Source organism: Arthrobacter sp. StoSoilB13 (assembly GCF_019977255.1).
In the GTDB taxonomy this organism is placed as follows: Bacteria; Actinomycetota; Actinomycetes; order Actinomycetales; family Micrococcaceae; genus Arthrobacter.
In genome coordinates, this window is sequence record NZ_AP024649.1 from 462,038 (window position 1) to 483,527 (window position 21,490).

The window sequence follows — 21,490 nt, forward strand, 5'->3', positions numbered from 1 at the left end:
GGCTAGCCAGCGGTTCCCGAAACCAAGGCCGTCTTCTCCAGCAGCCGTGCTTGTGCCCGGGCCGCCTCAGCAGTGTGGAGGAGCAGCAACGCGGTGGTCACTGAGCCCACCCCGCCGGGTACCGGCGTCAGGGCAGCCGCCACTCCGGTGACACTGGCCTCGTCCACGTCTCCCACCAGGGAACCGTCGGGGAGGACATTCGTTCCGACGTCGATCACTACAGACGCCGGCGAAACGTGGCTGCCCGTCAGCAGCCCGGTCCGCCCTGCGGCTACAACCACGACGTCGGCGGGCCGGGTATAGCGCTCAAGCGCCCCTGATTTGGAGTGGCAGATGGTGACGGTGGCGTCCTTTTCGAGCAGCAGCAGGGACAGCGGCTTTCCCACCACAGCGGAACGCCCGACGACGGCGACGCTCCGTCCGGCGAGCGGAACCTGGAAATGCTCAAGCAGTTCCACCACGGCCTGTGCGGTTGCGGGGGCGAAGGCGGGCTGACCCACGGCCAGGCGGCCCAGGCTGAGCGGGTTGGCGCCGTCAATGTCCTTTTCCGGAGCGATCAGCCCCACGAGCGCGTCTGTTCGAACACCCGCGGGCAACGGCGTTTGAAGAATAATGCCGTTGACCGATTGCTCAGCGCTGAGGTCTTTCAACACGCTCGCCAGCACCTGTTCCGTGGCATCATGCCCAAGGTCCAGGATCCGGCAACCTATTCCGGCGCGCTCCGCGGCGCGCTCAATGGAGCGGACGTACCAGTGCGTGGACTCGTCGTCCGTTGCCACCACCACGGCCAGTGAAGGGCGCTGGCCCTCATATTCAAGGAGGCGGGCCTCATCCTGCGCACGCTGCTGGATGAGGGCGGCCAGTCCCTTTCCGGAAAGCATTTCAGTACTCACGCGAGGATCCTTTCGCGTACGCGCTTGACGAGGGAATCAGCTGCGAGGACCACTTTTTCCTCAAGGCCGTCGGTCTGTTCTGCCAAGCGCGAGCGGGCTTCGCCATCCTTGATGGCCACTACGTTGATGTCGATGTTGACACGTGCGGTTGTGGCTGCGGCACGGGCAGCATCTGCTGCTGCCGCGACGTCGCTGATGACATTGGGGTTGGCCATGTCAAAGAGTTCCGTGGCGAGTTCCACCACCTCACCGGCCAGGTTGATCAGCTGGGCAGGTGTGTGTGCCGCCTGGACCAGGGCATCCTGGATGCCGGCAGCGCGCGCGGCCTTGAGTTCCCCGGTCCCGGACGGGAGTTTGTACGAATCAATTACTCGTTGGAAGGCGTGCTCATCGGCGTCTGCGAGGCGCAGCGCTTCAACAATTAAATGGTCCGCAGCGCTGGTGATGCGGGCAACGGGTTCTGCATGCTGCGCATACTTTTCACCCGTGGTGTACCTGGCCACCATGGCCACCAAGGCGGCGCCCTGGGCGGCGTGAAGGGCGGCGGCGGCACCTCCGCCGGGGGTGGGCTGCCGCGAAGCGAGCCTGGCAAGGTAGTCGTTGATGGTTTCTGAACTGATCATGTGTCTTCCTGGGCTGGTTGACGAAGTAAGGCCGGGCTGAAGTAGAACGGGTAAGACAGCGGCCCGGACCCCGTTGCGAGGGGATGAGTCCGGGCCGCTGGCTAACTGAAGCGTCCGCCAGGCCTTAGCCGCGGAGCCTGCTCATGGTGGGGTCGTACAGCGGGTCCTGGGTGACTGTCGCCTGGATACGGCGTCCGAAGTATTCGATCTCTACGGAATCACCAATCGAAACAGCGGCAGGAAGGTACGCGTACGCAATTGGCTTCTTCACCGAGTAGCCGTAGGCGGCGCTGGTGACGTAGCCGACCGCTTGGTCCTTGTAGAACACAGGCTCCTTGCCCAGCACAAGGCTACGGCCGTCGTCGACCGTCAAGCAGCGCAAGCGCCGTGCCGAGCTTTCCTCCGTGCGTCCCTCAAGGGCGGCCTTGCCGACGAAGTTCTCCTTGGCCATCTTTACGGCGAAGCCGAGGCCTGCTTCGAAGGGGTCGTGCTCCGTGGTCATGTCACTGCCCCACGAGCGGTAGCCCTTTTCGAGGCGCAGTGCGCTAAAGGCGGCGCGTCCTGCGGCAATGACGCCGAACGGCTGGCCGGCCTTCCAGAGCGCATCCCACAGGCGCTGGCCGTTGTCCGCGCTGGTGTAAAGCTCCCAGCCCAGTTCACCAACGTAGGAAAGCCGCATGGCGGTAACGGTGACGCCGCCGATGGTGACCTGCTTGGAACGGAAGTACTTCAGGCCGTCATTAGTGAAGTCGTCGCTGCTGGCGTTGCTCATGAGGTCGCGGGCCAGCGGACCCCACAGGCCGATGCAGCAAGTGCCACCGGTGGTGTCCCGAACCTGGACCCAATCGCCGGCGCTGCCGTTTTCAGTCTGGTGACGGGCAGCGCGCTCAAAGTAGGCGGTGTCAATGTTGCCATTGGCACCCAACTGGAACGTGTCCTCACTGAGGCGGGCCACGGTGATATCGCTTCGGATTCCACCGGCCTCATCCAGGAGCAGCGTGTAGGTCACAGCGCCCGGCTTCTTGGCCAGGTCTCCCGTGGTGAGTTCCTGCAGCAGTTTCAGGGCGCCCGGGCCGCTGACTTCAAGGCGCTTGAGCGGCGTCATGTCGTACATCGCCACGGCCGTGCGTGTCTTCCACGCCTCGGCGGCAGCAATCGGCGAGCTGAACATTCCGGACCAGGCGTCGCGGGCAGGCGGCTGCCACTCGTCAGGCATTTCCTTCAAAAGTTCAGCGTTGGCCTCGAACCAGTACGGGCGCTCCCATCCGCCACCCTCAAGGAAGTAGCCACCCAACTGCTTGTGGCGGGCGTGGAACGGGCTGACGCGAAGGTTGCGGGGGGAGAGCTTGGGCTGGAGCGGGTGCAGGACATCGTAGATTTCCACGAAGTTCTGCTGCGAAGTTTCGCTGACGTATTCAGGCGTCAGCTGGACCTCTTCGAAGCGGTGGATGTCGCAGTCTCCAAGGTCGATCTGCGACTTGCCGTCAACCAGTACCTCGGCAACGGCGCGGGCGATGCCGGCAGAGTGGGTCACCCACACGGCTTCGGCGACGAAGAAGCCATCGAGCTCCTTGGATTCGCCCACCAGGGAGCCGCCGTCCGGGGTGAAGGAGAAGATGCCGTTGAAGCCATCCTCGATCTCACTTTCGCGCAGTGCCGGCAGGATCTGCTTGGTTGCTTCCCACGCGGGGAGGAAGTCCTCAAGGGTGAAGTCAAGGCGCGAAGGCATGTTGTGTTCGCTGATGCTGCTGGGCTCGTAGCTGCCCAGCTCGTCAAGATCCACAGGCATGGGGCGGTGTGCGTAGGAGCCGATTCCGTAGCGCTCGCCGTGCTCGCGGTAATAGAGATCCTGGTCCTGGTGGCGGAGGATGGGCAGCTGGGCGCCGTTGGGTAGTTCGTTCTTGCCCTTCTGGGCGGGAACCGGCGTCGTTTTTACATATTGGTGGGCCAGCGGGAGGAGCGGTACGGACATACCGATCATCTCGCCGATTTTCGCACCCCAGAAGCCGGCGCAGGAAACCACAATGTCGGCGGGGATGACGCCATCGGCGGTCTGGACGCCGGTGACGCGTCGGCCGGACTGCTCAATTCCCGTGACTTCGGTGTTGCCGAGGTACTTGACTCCGGCAGCTTCGGTCCGCTTGATCAGCAGCTGGACCGCGCGGGCGGCCAAGGCCAGGCCGTCGGTGGGAACGTGAAGGCCACCAAGGATGTCTTCCTCGTTGATCAGGGGGTAGAGCTCCTTGCATTCCTCGCGGGAGAGGATCTTGCCGTCGATGCCCCACGACTGTGCGTAGCCGAGCTTGCGCTTCAGGTCAGCCAGGCGGGTCTCTGTAGTCGCGACTTCCAGGCCTCCCACCTGGTTGAAGCAGCTCTGGCCGTCTTCGGTGAGTGAGAGCAGCTTTTCCACCGTGTACTTGGCGAACAGTGCCATGGACTTGGAAGGGTTCGTCTGGAAGACCAGGCCCGGTGCGTGGGACGTGGACCCTCCGGGCATGTTCAGCGGCCCCTGGTCCAGGACGGTGATGTTGTTCCAACCGCGGGTGACCAGTTCGTCGGCGAGGTTGGTGCCGACAATCCCAGCGCCGATGATGACAATGCGAGGCGTCGATGTCATGAAAGTTTCTCCTGCTGAAGTTCGTGTGTGTGGACGGTGGGGAGGGTGTCTTACCGGAAGACGACTGTGCTGGTCTGGTCCAGCAGCACGCGGTGTTCGCAGTGCCAGCGGACAGCCCTGGACAGTGCCAGTGCTTCAGCATCCTGGCCCACCGTTGAGAGCGCGTTGGGGCCGTAGCTGTGGTCCACGCGGATGACTTCCTGCTCGATGATCGGGCCCTCGTCGAGGTCTGCCGTGACATAGTGCGCGGTTGCTCCAACAAGCTTCACGCCACGATCATAGGCCTGGTGGTAGGGGCGGGCGCCCTTGAATCCGGGCAGGAACGAGTGGTGGATATTGATGGCCCGGCCCTCGAGGGAGCGGCACAGGTTATCGGAGAGGACCTGCATGTAGCGGGCAAGCACCACCAGGTCGGCCTTGTACTCATCCACGAGTTCCAGGAGCTTCTGCTCCGCCTCGGCCTTGGTGTCAGGCGTGACCGGGATGTGGATGAAGGGCAGTCCGGCTGCCTCGGCCATGGCGCGGTGGGTCTCGTGGTTTGAAACAACAGCTACGAGGTCTCCGCCCAGGCTGCCGCCGCGCCAGCGGAAGATGAGATCGTTGAGGCAGTGTCCAAACTTGGACACCATGACCAGCACGCGCTTCTTGGTCTGGTCATGGAAGCTGAATTTCATGTCGAAGCGGTCAGCGATTGCACTGAACTCTTCCTCAAGCCGGTCCGCCGAGTATTCGGGGGAGCCGGAAAAGGCGGTGCGAAGGTGCAGCGTCTGGCGGATGCCGTCGTCGAACTGCTGGTGTTCGTCAATGTTGAAGCCGCGCTCAAACAGGAAGGTTGTGACCGCCTGCACGATTCCGGCGCGCTCGACGCACGACAATGTGAGTACGAACTTCTGAGCCTGCTCGTCATTGAGCGCTGCTGGCTGGGGCAGGATGCTGGTTGGTGAGTCTGTCGCCACGAGGGTCATGTCTCCTCCTTTAGATATATTCTTGAGTCCCGTACTGATATATTAGGATTGGGAATCAGCGTATACTGGTCTCAAGGACAGGTCAATAGGTTTTCGGGAACTGCGGAAAGGGCTGGCACTGTGGCATTTGGAACTCTGGCAATCTCGGACGATACCAGCAGGAAATCCTTGGCCGACGTCGCGTATGAGCGTTTGCGCGACCGGCTCCTGATGCTGGACATCAAGCCCGGGGATCTCCTCAATGATGACCAGTTGGCGAAGGACCTCGGGATTGGGCGCACTCCCGTGCGCGAAGCCTTGAAGCGGTTGGAACTGGATCGCCTGGTGGTCACTTATCCGCGCCGGGGCACCTTTGCCACCCGAGTGGACGTGACTGACCTGGCCTTTATTTCAGAGATCCGCACCCAACTGGAGCCACTGGCCGCGGCACGCGCGGCGCGCGTGGCTTCTGCGGCTACGAGGCAGCATCTGCGGGACGTCATGAAGGCCGTGGAGGACTTCGATGTTGCCGGTGCCTCCGTAGTGGAGACCCTGCGCCTGGATGCCAGCGTCCACCAAGGCATTTACGCGGCCGCGGCGAATCCACATCTCGAGGATGTCCTGATCCGCTATGACAACCTGGCCACCCGAATTTGGTGCATGGTCCTGGATCGGCTACCGGACCTTGAGCATCACGTCCGCGAACACCTGGACCTCCTGCGCGCGGTCATCGATGGTGATGAGGAGAAGGCCGCGGAGCTTGCAAAGGCGCACGTCACGGGCTTTGAGCACGCCGTCCGCACGGCACTTTTCGCAGCATAGGAATTTGCCTGGCGCGATCCGGGATTGACTCCCGGCTTCGGCGATTGCATACTGAACTCTAACTAATATATCACCCGGATATCAGGTGTTCTCCTGGCTCTTGGCCGGGCGTGCAGTTCCGGGAGCTTGTGATGAATCGCAGGCTTCAGTCCCTTGGAGTATCACGTGACCTTTACACCACGCCCGTTCGAACACATCACGCTCACTGGCTCGGGCCGCGTCAAGCGGGGCATGGCGGAGATGCTCAAGGGCGGCGTCATCATGGACGTCGTTAACGTCGAGCAGGCCCGTATCGCCGAGGACGCCGGTGCCGTCGCCGTCATGGCGCTCGAGCGCGTACCCGCCGACATCCGCGCCCAGGGCGGCGTGTCCCGCATGTCCGATCCCGACATGATCGATCAGATCATCGCCGCCGTGTCCATCCCGGTCATGGCCAAGGCCCGCATCGGCCACTTCGTCGAAGCCCAGGTCCTGCAGTCCCTCGGCGTGGACTACATCGACGAGTCCGAGGTCCTGACCCCGGCCGACTACATCAACCACATCGACAAGTGGAACTTCACCGTTCCCTTCGTCTGTGGCGCCACCAACCTCGGTGAGGCCCTGCGCCGCATCAACGAGGGCGCGGCGATGATCCGTTCCAAGGGCGAAGCCGGCACCGGCGATGTTTCCAACGCCACCGGGCACATGCGCAAGATCCGTTCCGAGATCGCCAAGCTTGCCGCCCTTCCCGAGGACGAGCTGTATGTTGCGGCCAAGGAGCTGCAGGCCCCGTACGAGCTGGTCAAGGAAGTGGCTGCCACGGGCAAGCTCCCCGTGGTGCTGTTCACTGCCGGTGGCATTGCAACCCCGGCTGATGCTGCAATGATGATGCAGCTCGGCGCCGACGGCGTGTTCGTTGGCTCCGGCATCTTCAAGTCCGGCAACCCCGCTGAGCGCGCTGCCGCCGTCGTGAAGGCCACCGCCTACTATGACGATCCCGATGTGATCGCCAAAGTCTCCCGCGGCCTGGGCGAAGCGATGGTCGGCATCAACGTCGACGAAATCCCGCAGCCCCACCGCCTGGCAGAACGCGGCTGGTGACGTGCGATGTTGGGGGCGAAACCGGACAGGACAATCACCGGGCGCGGCCTGCGCAAGGACTGGGCACAGTTAACAGGCCATACTGTGGAGGTCTGGCTCTCGGACGACCTTGTCATGACCGGCGTGGTTGAGCAGGCGTCCGACGACGACTCCGTCCTTTGGATCGCAGCTGCCGGGGCATCCACAAGGAGGCTGTTCGATAAGTCAACCGGTTATCAGGTGTGGGTGTGATGATTGTCGTCCGTGCCTGATCCAAACTACTGCCAGTTCTCCGCGACCCGAGAAAGGAACCGATCGTGGTTCACAAAGTAAAAGCTGTCATCGCCAAGGAAAAGAACGCTCCCGTCACGTTGGAGACCATCCTGGTGCCGGATCCAGGGGCCGGGTGAGGCGTTGGTGGATATCCTCACCTGCGGTGTGTGCCACACCGATCTGCACTACCAGCAGGGTGGCATCTCGGACGATTTCCCGTTCCTTCTGGGCCACGAGGCCACAGGCGTGGTCAGCGCGGTGGGCCCGGATGTCACGGATGTTGCCCCCGGAGACAGGGTCATCCTGAACTGGCGTGCGGTGTGCGGTCAATGTCGTGCCTGCGCCAAGGGCCAGCCGCAGTACTGCTTCAACACCCACAACGCTACGCAGAAGATGACGCTGGAGGACGGCACTGAGCTTTCGCCCGCACTGGGAATCGGCGCCTTCGCCGAGAAGACCCTCGTGGCTGCGGGTCAATGCACCAAGGTAGATGATTCGGTTGATCCCGCCGCAGTGGGTCTGCTGGGATGCGGCGTGATGGCCGGCATCGGTGCGGCCATCAATACCGGTGAGGTCAAGCGTGGTGAGTCCGTGGCCGTCATCGGGTGCGGCGGCGTAGGCATTGCCGCGATCGCCGGCGCCAAGTTGGCCGGTGCCACCACCATCATTGCCGTGGATATCGATGCCAACAAGGTGGACATGGCCAAGTCCTTGGGAGCCACCCACGGAGTGAACTCCAGCATCGAAGATCCGGTAGAAGCTATCCGGGCCCTGACGGGAGGCAACGGCGCAGACCTGGTGATTGACGCCGTCGGACGTCCCGAGACGTACAAGCAGGCTTTCTATGCCCGCGACCTCGCAGGCCGCGTTGTTTTGGTCGGCGTTCCTTCGCCCGCCGCCACGCTGGAGTTGCCGCTGCTGGATGTCTTCGGCCGCGGCGGTTCCTTGAAGTCCTCCTGGTACGGCGACTGCCTGCCTTCGCGCGACTTCCCGATGCTGGTGGAGCACTACAAGCAGGGCAACCTGAACCTGGACGCCTTCGTGACCGAACGCATCACGATCGACCAGGTGGAGGAAGCCTTCGCCCGGATGCAGGAGGGCAAAGTCCTTCGCTCCGTAGTGGAAATCGAACCGGCGGTGGCGCTCTGATGGCCGTCACCGTAGAGAACCGGGTCACCTCCGGAGCGTTTTCGCTCGACGGCGGCACCTGGGACGTGGACAACAACGTCTGGATTGTTGGGGATGAGCAGGAATGCGTCATCATCGATGCCCCGCACGATGCCCAGGCCATCATCGAGCAGGTGCAGGGCCGCAAAGTCCTGGCCATCCTGCTGACCCACGCCCACAACGACCATATTGGGGCCGTTCGGGAGGTCGCTGACGCCGTTCAAGCGCCCATCTACCTGCATCCCGAGGACCTGGTGTTGTGGGAGCAGGTCTATCCGGACACCACGCCGGACAAGTACCTCAGCGACGGCGACGTTTTCACGGTCGCTGGAGCTGAATTGCGGGCCATCCACACACCCGGCCACTCGCCCGGGTCCACGTGCTTCCTGCTGGAGGAACAGGACACGGTCTTCACCGGAGACACCCTGTTTAACGGTGGTCCGGGAGCAACCGGGCGGTCCTACAGCGATTACCCCACCATCCTGGCATCCATCCGGGAACGCCTCCTGACCCTGCCCGCCCACACGGTGGTGCGTACCGGGCACGGGGACAACACCACCATCGGAGCCGAGCGCGGGACGCTGGCCCTCCTAAAGCAGGACTAAGCGGCCGACTACCGGAGTCCCGCACTGTGCGCCAAAGCGATGGCCTCAGTGCGGGACCGGACATCGAGCTTCCGGAAGAGATTCCGGATATGAAATTTCACAGTATTTTCGCTGACATTGAGTTCAGCGGCGATGGCCCGGTTACGTTGGCCGGCCGCCAGCAATTGCAGGACTTCCAACTCCCTCGCCGCAAGGCCCCACGCCGCGACGTCCCCTGCCGGAGCTGATGGTGCATCCAACGGCAATACAACAGAGATGTCGGCTCCCCAGCCCTGCATGACGTCCAGGCTCATCCTGCCGTTAACGGCTTGCACGCGTTGGCGCAGGCGTTCGATGTTGGGGGCCTCGGGGGATAGCTCGCCCCTGCCATCGTCACGGACGTTGATGAGCAGGTTCTCGCCGTCGCAGTCCCACTGTGCCCGGACACGATGCACGTCAGGTTGCTCGGCGATGGCCAGGACCAGGCCTCGAACCACGGCGCGGGCGGCGTGGGCTACTTCCCCCGGCAACGCCCTGCCATTCGCAGGCGGTTCGATGAACTGGATATCGATGTTGCTGAAGTGCATCAGCGGCCGGAGGTCCTCGCGAAGCCTTTCGAACGCCGTGCTCACCGGCTCCTCCACAAGATCACTGGTGCGGTCGTTCAAGGTCCGCAGGCTGATCAGGGCCTTGACGGTCATGTCTGTGACGGCTGTACGGGCCGCGTGGTCGTCCATGGAGTTGGACCTCAACGCCGCGAGCACGGTTTCCAATGTGGTGGAGTGTTGATCCACCAACTCGGCAGTTACGCGGATCCGCTCCGCTGATGCGGCGCGGGATTCCAGAAGGTACGACGGCGGCGCGTCAGAGACCTTCTCCTGGATACGGGCCGCAGTGAGCCGCCAAAGGTAGGAGAGGACACGCCCGGCATCTTCTGTCTGGCCTTCGACAGGATCCGTGAGGACCAGGAGGGCGTTGCTGGGCGCATAGCCCAAGGCCAATACCTCCCGCTCTTTCCCGGCGACAACAGCCTTGCCCCGCCAGGGGCCACCGCCTGGAATCACGGCCCTTACACGGTCCAGTTCCGGGATGGAAACCCTGCTGACAATGCTTTCCTCGCCCGCCTTCTTTTGCGGCCGGCCCGTGCAGTCCTCGGTAAAGATCACCAGGGCGCTGCATTTGATGAAGGGTGCAAGGGCGCCACGCAGGCTCTCTGCAATACGCATCAGGGGTGCTTGCACGATATCTGCGATGGCGTCCAGAAGTTGCCACGGAAGGGATCCGCTATCCGGGCGGCGTTTGGTCTCTGCCAGCTGGGTCATGGATGCAGCCTAAACGAAGAGGAGCCACGTTAACTACCCAAAAGGGTGGTATGAACTGCTCGTTTTCGGCGTTCCCCCTACCCGAACTGCCCGGAAGACTTGTCTATAGGCCCGAAAGGCTTGAGCACCTATCCACGAAGGAGTGAATGTGAACGTCACCGCAGAAACAGCAACGGCCACGAGCGCGGACGTAGCCGGCAATGTATCCCTGATCCTGGGCGAAGTCGCTGACACTACCTCCGGCATTGACTACGCCCAGTTGGCCCATCTTGCGGACAGGATCAAGGGTGCCGGACGTGTGTTCCTTGCAGGAGCAGGGCGCAGCGGCCTGGTCCTCAGGATGGCGGCCATGAGGCTGATGCACCTCGGCCTGACCGTCCATGTCGCCGGTGACACCACCACGCCAGCCATCAGTTCCGGAGACCTCCTGGTGGTTGCATCCGGTTCAGGTACGACGTCCGGTGTGGTCAAGGCCGCCCAGACCGCACTTGAAGCAGGTGCACAGGTTGCAGCCATCACCACCAATGCAGACTCGCCCTTGGCCGGGCTGGCCGACGCTTTGGTGATTATCCCGGCGGCCCAAAAGACGGACCACGGTTCAAATATTTCGCGCCAGTACTCCGGCAGCCTTTTCGAGCAGGCGCTGTTCCTCGCCACGGAGTCGGTTTTCCAGACCCTCTGGGACGCCGCCGACGAACCCGCTGAACAGCTCTGGCTGCGTCACGCCAACCTCGAGTAAGCCCAACTAAGTAGCAGCAGAGGCCGTTATGGACGCTCAAAAGGGGCTCTGCTGCTACCTACTTGGGACCGCACCAACTCAACACAACCCACAAAGAAAGTAAGAACACTATGAAACTCCAAGTCGCACTTGACCTCCTCACCACCGAGGCAGCCCTGGACCTGGCCGGCAAAGTCGCCGAGCACGTTGACATCATCGAACTGGGCACGCCGCTGATCAAGGCAGAGGGCCTCTCCGCGGTGACCGCGATCAAGGAAGCACACCCCACCAAGATCGTCTTCGCCGACATGAAGACCATGGACGCTGGAGAACTCGAAGCCGACATCGCCTTCAAGGCCGGCGCCGACCTCGTCTCAGTGCTCGGAACGGCAGACGACTCCACCATTGCAGGTGCAGTCAAGGCAGCCCAGACGCACAACAAGGGCATCGTGGTTGACCTGATCGGCGTTGCCGACAAGGTCACCCGTGCGAAGGAAGCCCGCGCTCTCGGGGCCAAGTTCATCGAATTCCACGCCGGCCTGGACGAGCAAGCCCAGCCCGGCTTCGATCTTCGCGGACTCCTTAACGCCGGTGAAGAAGCCCGTGTACCGTTCTCGGTTGCAGGCGGCGTCAACCTCTCCACCATCCAGGCCGTGCAGTTGGCCGGTGCCGACGTAGCCGTGGCCGGTAGCGCCATCTACAGCGCCCTTGATCCGGAACTGGCCGCCAAGGAACTCAAAGCAGCCATCCAGTAAGGCCTGTTGCCCACTCACTGAACCCGCTTGAAGCCGCCCGGAAAGTACCCTTTCAAAGGGACTTTCCGGGCGGCTCGCTTTTTTGGGCCCCACATGGGCCCCACATTTCCGGCCCTCAGTTTTGTCGGACCTCAGGTTTCCGGGCCCCGTAGGTGTGCTTGTTCCAGTAGCTCCGTGAGCCAAGGCCGCTGCGCATGGCGGAACGTCAAGCCCTCCGGCAGGCCTTGGACCGTGGGCTTCGAGCCGACAATGTCGATGGTGATGCGGTCACTTCCCATGGGGGCGTTGCCGATGTGGAGGTCTCCGAAGGACGGCGGCAAAACAGGATCCAGCCAGACGCCGCCCAACGATATGTGGGCGTCGTAGCGCATGAGGCCCATCACCAGCTGAATGGGCGTTGTGGCAGCCCATGCCTGGGGTGAGCAGGCGGTTGGATACGGAACTGGTTCGCTGAATTGTTTCCGGTCGAATCCGCAGAAGAGTTCCGGGAGCCGGCCGCCTGAATACTCGGCGGCTTCCAGCAAGGCTGTGGCAATCCGTTGTGCTTCTTCCACAAATCCGTACCGCAGCAGTCCTTGGACAATCAACGCATTGTCGTGCGGCCAGACTGAGCCGTTGTGGTAACTGGCCGGGTTGTAGGCGCCCATGTTGCTTGCCAACGTCCGGATTCCCCAACCACTGAACATCTCCGGGGACATCAGGTGCTCCACAACAGAGGGGGCCTTGTCCTCATCCATCAAGCCAAACCACATGGTGTGGCCCATGTTGGAGGCGCATGCGTCCACAGGCCGCTTGTCGCGGTCCAATGCAACGGCATAATAGCCCTTGTCCGGAAGCCAAAACTCTTCGTTGAACTTCTGCTTGAGGCGATCAGCGCGTTCCTGAAGTTCTGCAGCCAAGGTGAGGTCGCCGGCGTCGTACGCCATCCAGGCCCGCGACGTATAGGCGCCGTGCACGTACGCCTGGACTTCGCACAGCGCCAAGGGCGGTTCAGCGAGGGTGCCATCGGCAAAGTTGATGCCGTCCCAGGAGTCCTTCCATCCTTGGTTGATGAGCCCGTGCTCGTTGGGCCGCGCGTACTCCACGAAGCCGTCGCCGTCCCGGTCGCCGTAATCACGGATCCACTCAAGGGCGCGGTCGGCGTTCGGCAGGAGGGCGGCGATGGTGTCCTTGGAGAATCCCCAGCGGCTGACCGATCCCAGGACAACCACGAAGAGTGGGGTTGCATCAACGCTGCCGTAGTACGCGGACTTTCCGCCGAGAGCGAGGCCGCTGGAGACGTCGAGCCTCACCTCGTGGAGGATCTTGCCCGGTTCTTCCTCGCTGACCGGATCCACCACCGTTCCCTGGCGGTCGGCCAACGTTCGCAGGGTGCCCAAGGCCAGTGACGGGTCCACCGGCAGGGCCATTTCCGAAGCCCACAGCGAGTCGCGGCCAAACAGCGTCATGAACCACGGCGCGCCGGCAGCAACCACCACCCTGTCTGGATGTTCCGGGTCCTGGATCCGGAGGGCGCCCAGGTCCTCATAGCTGCGGCGGAGGGTGCTTTCGATGGAGTGGTTGCTGATTTGCAAGGCAGGGATCCTGGCTACCCACTCCTGCCTGCGCCTGTCGCTGGGGGAGAGCTCACCCTGGGCTGGATGGGTGAACGGCACCGGCGTGCCGGCTCCATCAACAGTGGGCACCACGCTCACGCGGGTACTCCAGCTCCCAAAAGGGGGAATTTTCGCGGTGAAGCCCAAGGCCTTTGCTCCGGCGCCCGCACCTTCAGCCTGGATGACGACGCTTTTTCGGAAACCCTCCCATTTGCCGCGAATTTCCAGGGAATTGCCTTCAGGAAGACGGGTCTCGGTCCAGTGGCGGGTAATCCTGGCCTCCTTCACCTCAAAGAGGTCAGCGAAGTCAGATTCGACCGTCAGCAGGATCCGGCAATCCGCCGCTTTGGTGGAGTAGTTCCGGACTGTGATCTTTTCCAGGATTCCGGCCCCGACCTCGCGCAGCCGCTCCACCAGCAGCGGACTGTCCGCGTATCCGTCGGAACGGGGCACCCGGGAGGCAAAGAGCGCCCGGTAAGGTTCCTTGGTCTCCGCGGCCAGTGGCTCAAGTGGTTGTCCGTTGACCGTCAATTCCCACTTGGAGAGGATCCGGGTGTCCAGGTGGAACACACCCTGCGGTAGCTCAGGGCGGATGTCTCCGTTGGCGGCAGAAATGCAGAAGGACGAGCCTTCCACCAGCGTGACCGTGCCGGAACCAAGGGGCCCGGCGGCAGTATCGGCATTCCATCCAGCCACGTCTGTGCCTTCCAATCAGCGGAACAGTCAATCAGCCACAGTGCCCACGCAAACCGTTGCCTGGCTCGCCCGAGAGGCCGGTGTGCAGCCGCATGTGTGGACGTATCCGAAGCTACGCCGATGCGGCGGTGGGCACCAGAGGGTTGAAGGTTCGTTTGACGGTGTCGCTGCAGAGAATGCATCCAGAGTTAACCTACTTTCCGGTACAGGCGAACCTCAGGAGGACTATAGTGGGTGAACAGGACATTCGCTGATGCAGCCCGGCGGCCCGTTTTTACTTCCGCCACCGGAGGCCCCGCAATGACCGACACCCAAATCAGTAGTTTCCTCAGTGACTGTGTGGTGTTTGACGACGACACCGAGCAGGGTCTGGATTTCGACACCCTCTACGGCCTCTACATCAGTTGGTGCGTCCTCGGACGCAAAGTGCCCATTCCCGATTCCGCTTTCAGGACCGCCCTTGAACTTGAAGGATTGCGCGCAAGGAAGAATCATGGCCAGCGCATCTACTCCGGCCTGAACATGGTGGGTCCCGCAGCCAGGGACTACGTGATGAACAGTGTTCCCGTCTGGACTGAAACCGACACCAGTGCCCCCGAATTCAGCCAAATAAATGAGGACTCGGTTCCCTCATTGAGGTAACCCCCTGAGTTTCGGGCTTGTTGTTCAGCTGATGCCCTTAGGATGCCTTCCCAGGGGCATCAGTTGTATGCCGATTCGGAAGAGGGTAGTAATTTGAGGCCGTCCATCGCCTGGTTCCGCGACGACCTGAGGGTCAGGGACAACCCCGCCTTGCGTGCCGCCGTTGATGATGGCGCGGCGGTGGCACTCTACGTCCTGGACGAAGAATCGCCCGGCATCCGGCCGCACGGCGGTGCCGCACGCTGGTGGCTCCACCACTCGTTGGCCGCGCTGAGGGACGATCTCGCGTCGCTCGGAATACCGCTGCTGTTGCGTCGGGGACCGGCTGCCGCGGTTGTTCAGGAGATCACGACGGCGGTCGGCGCCGGCGCGCTGTTCTGGAACCGCCGGTACGGCCCCGCTGAGCGGATGGTCGACGCCGGGATCAAGACGTGGGCTCGTGAGGCCGGCATGCATGTGGAGAGTTTTCAGGCGTCCCTGCTTCATGAGCCGTGGGAAGTCACCACCAAGACCGGCGGGCAGTACAAGGTTTTCACTCCTTTTTGGCGGACCGTTTCAGCGCAGGACTTCCGGGACCCGTTGGCCGCGCCGGCCTCCGGCCACGGCTACGCGGGGGAACTGACAGGCGGTGATTCGTTGGAATCATGGCACCTGTTGCCCACCAACCCTGACTGGTCCACAGGGTTGGGGGAGGCATGGACGCCGGGATCTGCTGCCGGACACCAGCGGCTTAGGCAATTCGTGGCGGACGGACTCGCAAATTACAGCGAAGGCCGTAATCGACCGGACGTCGATGGCAGCAGTTGTCTTTCGCCATACCTGCGTTGGGGTGAGCTCAGCCCGTTCGAGGTGTGGCATGCCCTGGCTTCCAATAGCTCGGAAAGCAGAGGTATTTTCGCCTCCGAACTCGGCTGGCGTGAGTTCTGTTGGCACCAGTACTTCCATAACCCGGACCTGGCCACAGCGAACCTGCGCAAAGAGTTCGACCACTTCCCGTGGGCTTGGCCGGATGGCGATGGCTCCCGCCCCGCGAATGCTCAAGAAGGTCACGAGTCTGCAGCAGAGGAGCTTCGCGCCTGGCAGCAGGGCCGCACGGGTTTCCCCTTGGTGGACGCCGGGCAGCGGCAACTCTGGCAGACAGGGTGGATGCACAACCGGGTGAGGATGGTCGCGGCCAGCTTCCTGGTGAAGAACCTTGGCATTCATTGGCAACTCGGCGAGCAGTGGTTCTGGGACACCTTGGTGGACGCTGATCCGGCGTCCAACCCTGCGAATTGGCAGTGGGTGGCGGGCTCAGGGGCGGACGCTTCGCCGTTTTTCAGGATCTTCAATCCGCAGGCCCAACGCACCAAATTCGATCCCCAGGGCAAGTACATAGCCCGCTGGATCGAGGAGTTCGGCACACCGGATTACCCGGAGGAAATCGTGGATCTCAAGACCACCCGGCAGGATGCGCTGGATGCCTACAAGGGACTCAAAGAGGTGCACTAGCTACTGAGCGCTGTTGGACAGGGCTCGAAAAACCCCCCTCTGGAAATTAGTAGGAAGTCCGAGTATATTCGGTTCAGAGATGACCTGGCTCACAGTCGCTGAGGCGTTCCTGCCGATTACTGGAACCAGCCGCACGGCAGTCATTCACGATGCAAAGGAGCATTCCACCATGGTGCGCGAGCTTTCACACTACGTAGACGGCCAGAGGATCGACGGCACGTCCGGCCGGTTCAGCGATGTCTTCGATCCCTGCACGGGCGAAGTGCAGGCGCGGCTTCCGCTGGCCAGCGCGGACGAGGTCCGCAACGCGATCGCAAATGCCGAGAAGGGCCAGCTCGAATGGGCGGCGATGAACCCGCAACGGCGGGGACGCATCCTGCTGAAGTTTGTTGACTTGGTCAACGAGAACATGGACGAGCTCGCAAAGCTCCTGTCCTCCGAACACGGCAAAACGTTCGCCGACGCCAAGGGAGACATCCAGCGCGGCATCGAGGTAGTCGAATTCTCCGCAGGGGCGCCGCACCTGCTCAAGGGCGAGTTCTCGGACAACGCGGGGCAGGGCATTGACGTGCACTCTCTGCGCCAACCGCTTGGCGTGGTTGCCGGTATTACGCCGTTCAACTTCCCCGCCATGATCCCCCTCTGGAAGTCGGGCCCCGCGCTCGCAGCCGGCAACGCTTTCATCCTCAAGCCCTCCGAACGGGATCCCTCCGTTCCGTTGCGGCTTGCCGAGCTGTACAGCGAAGCCGGTGTTCCCAACGGCGTTTTCAACGTGATCAACGGCGATAAAGAAGCCGTCGACGCCTTGCTTGAGGATCCGCGCGTCAAGGCCATTGGCTTCGTTGGTTCCACGCCGATCGCCCAGTACATCTACGCCACCGCGGCTGCGCACGGCAAGCGCGCGCAGTGCTTCGGCGGGGCAAAGAACCACATGGTGATCATGCCCGACGCGGACCTGGACATGGCCGCTGACGCCCTGATTGGTGCCGGGTACGGTTCCGCCGGTGAACGTTGCATGGCGATTTCGGTTGCGGTTCCCGTTGGCCAGCAGACCGCGGATGCGTTGGTGGCCAAGCTGACCGAGCGCGTCAAACACCTCAAAGTCGGCCACAGCCTGGACAAGGATTCGGACTTCGGGCCTGTGGTTGCTGCCTCCGCGAAGGAAAGAATCGAAGGCTACATCCAGTCCGGCGTTGACGAAGGCGCAACCCTGGTCACCGATGGCCGTGGACTCACAGTGGAAGGCTACGACGGCGGCTTCTGGGTTGGTCCCACGCTCTTCGACAACGTCACCAAGGACATGAAGATCTACAAGGAAGAGATCTTCGGCCCCGTCCTCAGCGTGCTGCGCGCGGCTGACTACGACGAAGCGCTAAGGCTCTGCAGTGAGCACGAGTTTGGCAACGGCGTCGCAATTTTCACCCGCGACGGCGACTCCGCCCGCGACTTCGCAAGCCGCGTCGAAGTGGGCATGGTGGGCATCAACGTCCCCATTCCTGTACCGATCGCGTACTACACCTTCGGCGGCTGGAAGGCATCCGGTTTCGGCGACCTCAACCAGCACGGCGCCGACGCCTTCCGCTTCTACACCAAGACCAAGACGGTGACGTCGCGGTGGCCTTCCGGCATTCGACAGGGCGCCAGCTTCATCATGCCGGCAGGTAGCTGATGGGGGCTTTGGACACAGACGAAGTTCTCTTTGAGCGCCGCGGCCATCTTGGCATCGTGACGCTCAACCGGCCCCGGGCAGTCAACGCCCTCAGTGCAGGAATGGTGAAAGCCATGCTCCAGCAGTTGGCTGCCTGGGCTGACGACGACGCCGTAGCAACCGTCCTGGTGCGCGGCGCTGGCGACCGCGGGCTGTGCGCCGGCGGAGATATTGTTGCCATCTACAAGGACATGCTGCACGGCGGAACGGAAACGGCGGAGTTCTGGGCCGACGAGTACCGGCTGAACTCGCTCATTGCCCGTTACCCCAAGCCCTATGTCGCCTTCATGGACGGGTTGGTGCTGGGCGGTGGCGTGGGGGTTTCGGCGCACGGCTCGGTGCGCATTGTTACTGAGCGGACGCGCACCGGCATGCCCGAGACCACCATTGGATTCGTACCCGACGTCGGCGGCACCTTTTTGTTGTCGCGCTCGCCGGGGGAGACGGGAACCCACGCCGCGCTGACGGGCGCGCATCTCTCCGGGGCCGATGCCTTGTTCCTTGGCCTCGCGGATCACTTTGTGCCGTCCGAAAACCTCGCGGCGCTGGCAGAGGCGCTGGAAAGCTCGACGGCGGAGGCCGCCGTCGGGCGTTTTGCCCAGGCGGCGCCGGACTCGGCCATCGCTGGCCAGCGGGAGTTGATCGATGCCGCCTATGCCTATGATGATGCGGAGGAGATCGTACGGAGTTTGCGCTCGCTGGGGAAGTCTTCCCCCGAGGCAGCTTCTGCGGCCGACACCATTGAGACGAAGTCGCCCACATCTGTGAAGGTCACTTTGGCATCCTTGCGGCGTGTGCCGGGGATGTCGCTGGAGGAAGCGCTGGACCAGGAATACCGGGTGGGACTGCGCTGCCTGGCCGGGCCTGATTTCCGGGAGGGGATCCGTGCACAGGTAGTGGACAAGGACCGGAACCCGCAGTGGAAGCCTCCCACTTTGGCTGAGGTGCGCGAGTCCGACGTCGAGGGCTACTTTGCGCCGCTCGGCGACCGCGAGCTGGGGCTCGCCGCCTTGGGCGCTGACGCCACGTGACCGCCGGGTTGTGCAGCCCGCATGTCCAGCCGCTTGTCCAGCCAGTTTGTTAGCCAGTTGAAGGAGACGACATGACAGAGAACGCAGCATCGGCAACGGGACTCATCGCTTTCCTCGGACTCGGCCATATGGGCGGGCCTATGGCGGCCAACCTGATCAAAGCCGGACACGATGTGATCGGTTATGACCCTGTGCCGGCCGCCGTCGAGGCCGCCAAGGCCCACGGAATTCCCATGGCATCCACGGCGCAGGAAGCCGTGGACGGCGCGGCCGTGGTGTTGACCATGTTGCCTAGCGGCAAGCACGTGTTGGATGCGTACCGCGGGGTTGACGGGCCCGGGCTGCTGTCAGTAGCCGCACCGGATACCTTGTTCCTGGATTGTTCCACCATCAACGTTGACGAGGCGCGGGAGGCGGCCGTCATTGCTGTTGACGCTGGCCACCGTTCCGTGGATGCGCCGGTTTCCGGTGGCGTGGTGGGCGCCGAGGCCGGCACCCTGACTTTCATGGTGGGCGCTTTGCCTGAGGATTTTGAGACCGTCAAACCCATCCTGGAACTCATGGGCAAGAGGATCGTGCACTGCGGCGACCACGGTGCAGGGCAGGCGGCCAAGGTCTGCAACAACATGATCCTGGGCGTTTCCATGATTGCCGTCGCAGAGGCCTTCGTGCTCGGGGAGAAACTTGGACTCACCCACCAGGCACTGTTCGACGTCGCTTCCAACGCCTCCGGACAGTGCTGGGCCCTGACCACCAACTGTCCTGTTCCCGGTCCTGTCCCCACCAGCCCCGCCAACCGCGACTACCAGCCCGGTTTTGCGGGGGCACTGATGGCCAAGGATCTTCGGCTGGCCGTCAATGCGTTGGAAAGCACTGGAGTTGCAGCGGAAATGGGACCGTTGGCATCCCGGATCTACGATGCCTACGCCGCGGGCGAGGGTGCCGGACGCGACTTCTCAGGCATCATCACGGACATACGCGACAAGTCTGTGTGAGAGATTCTGTACATGACGACGTTGAGTGAGAGGGAGAGCATGACGGAGCAGTACGGGAACATCCTGGTGGAACGTCGGGGCCGCGTGGGTTTGGTGACGTTGAACCGGCCGGAAGCGTTGAATGCGCTGAATACAGCACTCATGAACGAACTTGTGGACGCAGTCACCGCAATGGACACCGATCCTGGCATCGGCGCCGTGGTCATCACGGGATCCGCCAAGGCGTTCGCGGCAGGCGCCGACATCAAGGAGATGTCCTCCAAGAGCTACATGGAAATGTATGCGGCGGACTGGTTCCGCCGCTGGGAGGACCTCACCCGGCTCCGGATCCCCGTCATTGCTGCCGTCTCCGGCTTTGCCCTGGGTGGTGGCTGCGAACTGGCGATGATGGCGGACTTCATCATTGCCGGGGACAACGCCAAGTTCGGCCAACCGGAAATCAACCTGGGTGTCATCCCCGGCATGGGCGGCTCCCAGCGGCTCACCCGTGCCGTGGGGAAGGCCAAAGCGATGGACATGGTCCTGACAGGCCGTTTCATGGACGCCGAGGAAGCTGAACGCTCAGGCCTTGTGTCCAGGATTGTCCCCGCAGCTGAAGTCATTGACGAAGCTGTGAAAGCCGCCGAGGTCATCGCTTCCAAGTCCAAGCCCACGGCCATGGTGGCCAAGGAAGCCGTCAATGCCGCCTTTGAAATGGGTCTGGCCCAGGGAGTGCTCTTCGAACGGCGGGTATTCCACTCGCTGTTCGCCACCGAGGACCAGAAGGAAGGCATGGCCGCATTCAGCGGGAAGCGGGAGCCCGAGTTCAAGCACCGCTAGGAGTTTCTTTACGTTGCGGGGCCTGCTCTGCGCTTCAAATCCGACGCGAAGCGCGCAGAGTGGGCCCCGCAACGCAGTTATGGCATGCGCGAGGATAGACTCGTTGGCACCGACAAATGGGGAGAGAACATGTCAACGGAGATCGTTCAAACCGGCCAAACGGAAGCATCCGTCCAACCGATCAACCGCCAAGCCATCGTGGCAGCAGCGATGGCAGTGCTGGCCCTCGTGGGTCTGTTCTTCGCCGGGATGGCCGTCATCGCAGTCTTCGTTGTGGGCGCAGGCCACGTCGCCCTCAACCAGATCCAGCAACGTGGAGAACGCGGACGGCCCTTCGCGATTGCAGCCTTGGTTGTCGGTTACGGTATTGCCGCCCTGGCCCTCGTGTCGGCTCTCATCTTTTCGTTTTCAGTGACCCGCCAGTAGGACGCAGGTCACCATACTTTCCTCGTCACGATCCCGCCCCGGAGCGGTCCTATATAAGGACAAACAGGGCGATGACTGAGGAACGAAATGACGTGGCAATTCTGCGATAACCACCACTGCCCGGACAGCTGGCACTGGACCGACCTGGACGACATCGCTGTGGCATGCTCCTACGCGCGCGAGCAAGTTGAGCCGGAGGGGGCTGTGGTCTCATATTTCGCCCTCAGCTCTGCGTTCGCATCCCACATTCACTAACTCTTTTCGCGTCACGCCACTGCAGTTGCCGCCTCTTTCATAGGGACAGCCACTT

General features: G+C 62.7%; 20 protein-coding genes and 1 pseudogene. 15 read left to right on the top strand and 6 right to left on the bottom strand.

What is annotated here, in order from left to right; translation table 11 throughout:
- Nucleotides 1–2: 2 nt before the first annotated feature.
- The 4 genes from LDP01_RS20745 to purU form a co-directional block, all read right to left on the bottom strand.
- The gene (locus tag LDP01_RS20745) at nucleotides 3–893 is read right to left on the bottom strand and encodes a bifunctional 5,10-methylenetetrahydrofolate dehydrogenase/5,10-methenyltetrahydrofolate cyclohydrolase (RefSeq protein ID WP_224095041.1); all 891 of its coding nucleotides are present in this window, start codon (nucleotides 891–893) and stop codon (nucleotides 3–5) included.
- On the bottom strand, nucleotides 890–1,516 hold the full coding sequence (locus LDP01_RS20750; RefSeq protein ID WP_224095043.1) for a cyclodeaminase/cyclohydrolase family protein: 627 nt from the start codon (nucleotides 1,514–1,516) through the stop codon (nucleotides 890–892). Before LDP01_RS20750 ends, LDP01_RS20745 begins: the two co-directional genes overlap by 4 nt.
- A gap of 124 nt (nucleotides 1,517–1,640) precedes the next feature.
- Nucleotides 1,641–4,133, bottom strand: a complete 2,493-nt coding sequence (locus tag LDP01_RS20755) for a GcvT family protein (protein ID WP_224095045.1) — start codon at nucleotides 4,131–4,133, stop codon at nucleotides 1,641–1,643.
- Between the two features lie 50 nt (nucleotides 4,134–4,183).
- The gene (gene purU / locus LDP01_RS20760) at nucleotides 4,184–5,098 is read right to left on the bottom strand and encodes a formyltetrahydrofolate deformylase (RefSeq protein WP_224095047.1); all 915 of its coding nucleotides are present in this window, start codon (nucleotides 5,096–5,098) and stop codon (nucleotides 4,184–4,186) included.
- 120 nt (nucleotides 5,099–5,218) lie between these two features.
- On the opposite strand from purU, the gene LDP01_RS20765 reads away from it, so the two are divergent.
- The 5 genes and pseudogenes from LDP01_RS20765 to LDP01_RS20785 all read left to right on the top strand — a co-directional run bounded on the left by LDP01_RS20765 (nucleotide 5,219) and on the right by LDP01_RS20785 (nucleotide 9,003).
- Nucleotides 5,219–5,899 carry a GntR family transcriptional regulator gene (locus LDP01_RS20765; protein WP_224095049.1) on the top strand — a complete coding sequence of 227 codons (681 nt, stop codon included), beginning with the start codon at nucleotides 5,219–5,221 and terminating at the stop codon, nucleotides 5,897–5,899.
- Nucleotides 5,900–6,130: 231 nt separating this feature from the next.
- Nucleotides 6,131–6,979, top strand: coding sequence for a pyridoxal 5'-phosphate synthase lyase subunit PdxS (gene pdxS / locus LDP01_RS20770; RefSeq protein WP_275965525.1), 849 nt, complete (start codon nucleotides 6,131–6,133; stop codon nucleotides 6,977–6,979).
- 6 nt (nucleotides 6,980–6,985) lie between these two features.
- A complete protein-coding gene (locus tag LDP01_RS20775; RefSeq protein ID WP_216922220.1) occupies nucleotides 6,986–7,210 on the top strand; it encodes a hypothetical protein in 225 nt (74 codons plus the stop codon).
- 65 nt (nucleotides 7,211–7,275) lie between these two features.
- A pseudogene (locus LDP01_RS20780) lies at nucleotides 7,276–8,380 on the top strand (S-(hydroxymethyl)mycothiol dehydrogenase).
- Entirely contained in the window at nucleotides 8,380–9,003 is a 624-nt protein-coding gene (locus LDP01_RS20785) for an MBL fold metallo-hydrolase (protein ID WP_224095050.1), read from the top strand. The pseudogene LDP01_RS20780 and the gene LDP01_RS20785 overlap by 1 nt, the downstream one beginning before the upstream one ends.
- An 8-nt stretch (nucleotides 9,004–9,011) precedes the next feature.
- Here LDP01_RS20785 and LDP01_RS20790 read toward each other — a convergent pair whose 3' ends face one another.
- A complete protein-coding gene (locus LDP01_RS20790; RefSeq protein WP_224095051.1) occupies nucleotides 9,012–10,304 on the bottom strand; it encodes a helix-turn-helix transcriptional regulator in 1,293 nt (430 codons plus the stop codon).
- Between the two features lie 148 nt (nucleotides 10,305–10,452).
- Between LDP01_RS20790 and hxlB the strand changes: the two genes are divergently transcribed.
- Together hxlB and hxlA are read left to right on the top strand one after the other, a co-directional pair.
- Nucleotides 10,453–11,043 carry a 6-phospho-3-hexuloisomerase gene (hxlB, locus tag LDP01_RS20795; RefSeq protein ID WP_224095052.1) on the top strand — a complete coding sequence of 197 codons (591 nt, stop codon included), beginning with the start codon at nucleotides 10,453–10,455 and terminating at the stop codon, nucleotides 11,041–11,043.
- 110 nt (nucleotides 11,044–11,153) lie between these two features.
- Nucleotides 11,154–11,777, top strand: a complete 624-nt coding sequence (hxlA, locus tag LDP01_RS20800; protein WP_224095053.1) for a 3-hexulose-6-phosphate synthase — start codon at nucleotides 11,154–11,156, stop codon at nucleotides 11,775–11,777.
- Between the two features lie 131 nt (nucleotides 11,778–11,908).
- Here the strand turns inward: hxlA and LDP01_RS20805 are convergent, their stop codons facing one another.
- A complete protein-coding gene (locus LDP01_RS20805; protein ID WP_224095054.1) occupies nucleotides 11,909–14,068 on the bottom strand; it encodes an amylo-alpha-1,6-glucosidase in 2,160 nt (719 codons plus the stop codon).
- 300 nt (nucleotides 14,069–14,368) lie between these two features.
- On the opposite strand from LDP01_RS20805, the gene LDP01_RS20810 reads away from it, so the two are divergent.
- From LDP01_RS20810 to LDP01_RS20845, 8 genes are all read left to right on the top strand, one after another.
- Nucleotides 14,369–14,710, top strand: coding sequence for a hypothetical protein (locus LDP01_RS20810; RefSeq protein ID WP_224095055.1), 342 nt, complete (start codon nucleotides 14,369–14,371; stop codon nucleotides 14,708–14,710).
- Nucleotides 14,711–14,803: 93 nt separating this feature from the next.
- Nucleotides 14,804–16,201 (top strand): cryptochrome/photolyase family protein, encoded by a 1,398-nt coding sequence (locus tag LDP01_RS20815; protein WP_224095056.1) that lies wholly within the window; start codon nucleotides 14,804–14,806, stop codon nucleotides 16,199–16,201.
- Nucleotides 16,202–16,370: 169 nt separating this feature from the next.
- A complete protein-coding gene (locus tag LDP01_RS20820; protein ID WP_224095103.1) occupies nucleotides 16,371–17,870 on the top strand; it encodes a CoA-acylating methylmalonate-semialdehyde dehydrogenase in 1,500 nt (499 codons plus the stop codon).
- Nucleotides 17,870–18,940, top strand: a complete 1,071-nt coding sequence (locus tag LDP01_RS20825) for an enoyl-CoA hydratase/isomerase family protein (RefSeq protein ID WP_224095058.1) — start codon at nucleotides 17,870–17,872, stop codon at nucleotides 18,938–18,940. The genes LDP01_RS20820 and LDP01_RS20825 overlap by 1 nt, the downstream gene beginning before the upstream one ends.
- A gap of 71 nt (nucleotides 18,941–19,011) precedes the next feature.
- Nucleotides 19,012–19,935 carry a 3-hydroxyisobutyrate dehydrogenase gene (gene mmsB / locus LDP01_RS20830; RefSeq protein ID WP_224095060.1) on the top strand — a complete coding sequence of 308 codons (924 nt, stop codon included), beginning with the start codon at nucleotides 19,012–19,014 and terminating at the stop codon, nucleotides 19,933–19,935.
- Between the two features lie 39 nt (nucleotides 19,936–19,974).
- Nucleotides 19,975–20,754: an enoyl-CoA hydratase gene (locus LDP01_RS20835; protein ID WP_224095104.1), complete on the top strand. Its 780-nt coding sequence runs from the start codon at nucleotides 19,975–19,977 to the stop codon at nucleotides 20,752–20,754.
- 129 nt (nucleotides 20,755–20,883) lie between these two features.
- Nucleotides 20,884–21,180, top strand: coding sequence for a DUF4190 domain-containing protein (locus LDP01_RS20840; RefSeq protein WP_224095062.1), 297 nt, complete (start codon nucleotides 20,884–20,886; stop codon nucleotides 21,178–21,180).
- An 87-nt stretch (nucleotides 21,181–21,267) separates the two neighbouring features.
- Nucleotides 21,268–21,435 carry a hypothetical protein gene (locus tag LDP01_RS20845; RefSeq protein ID WP_224095064.1) on the top strand — a complete coding sequence of 56 codons (168 nt, stop codon included), beginning with the start codon at nucleotides 21,268–21,270 and terminating at the stop codon, nucleotides 21,433–21,435.
- The last annotated feature ends 55 nt before the right edge of the window (nucleotides 21,436–21,490 follow it).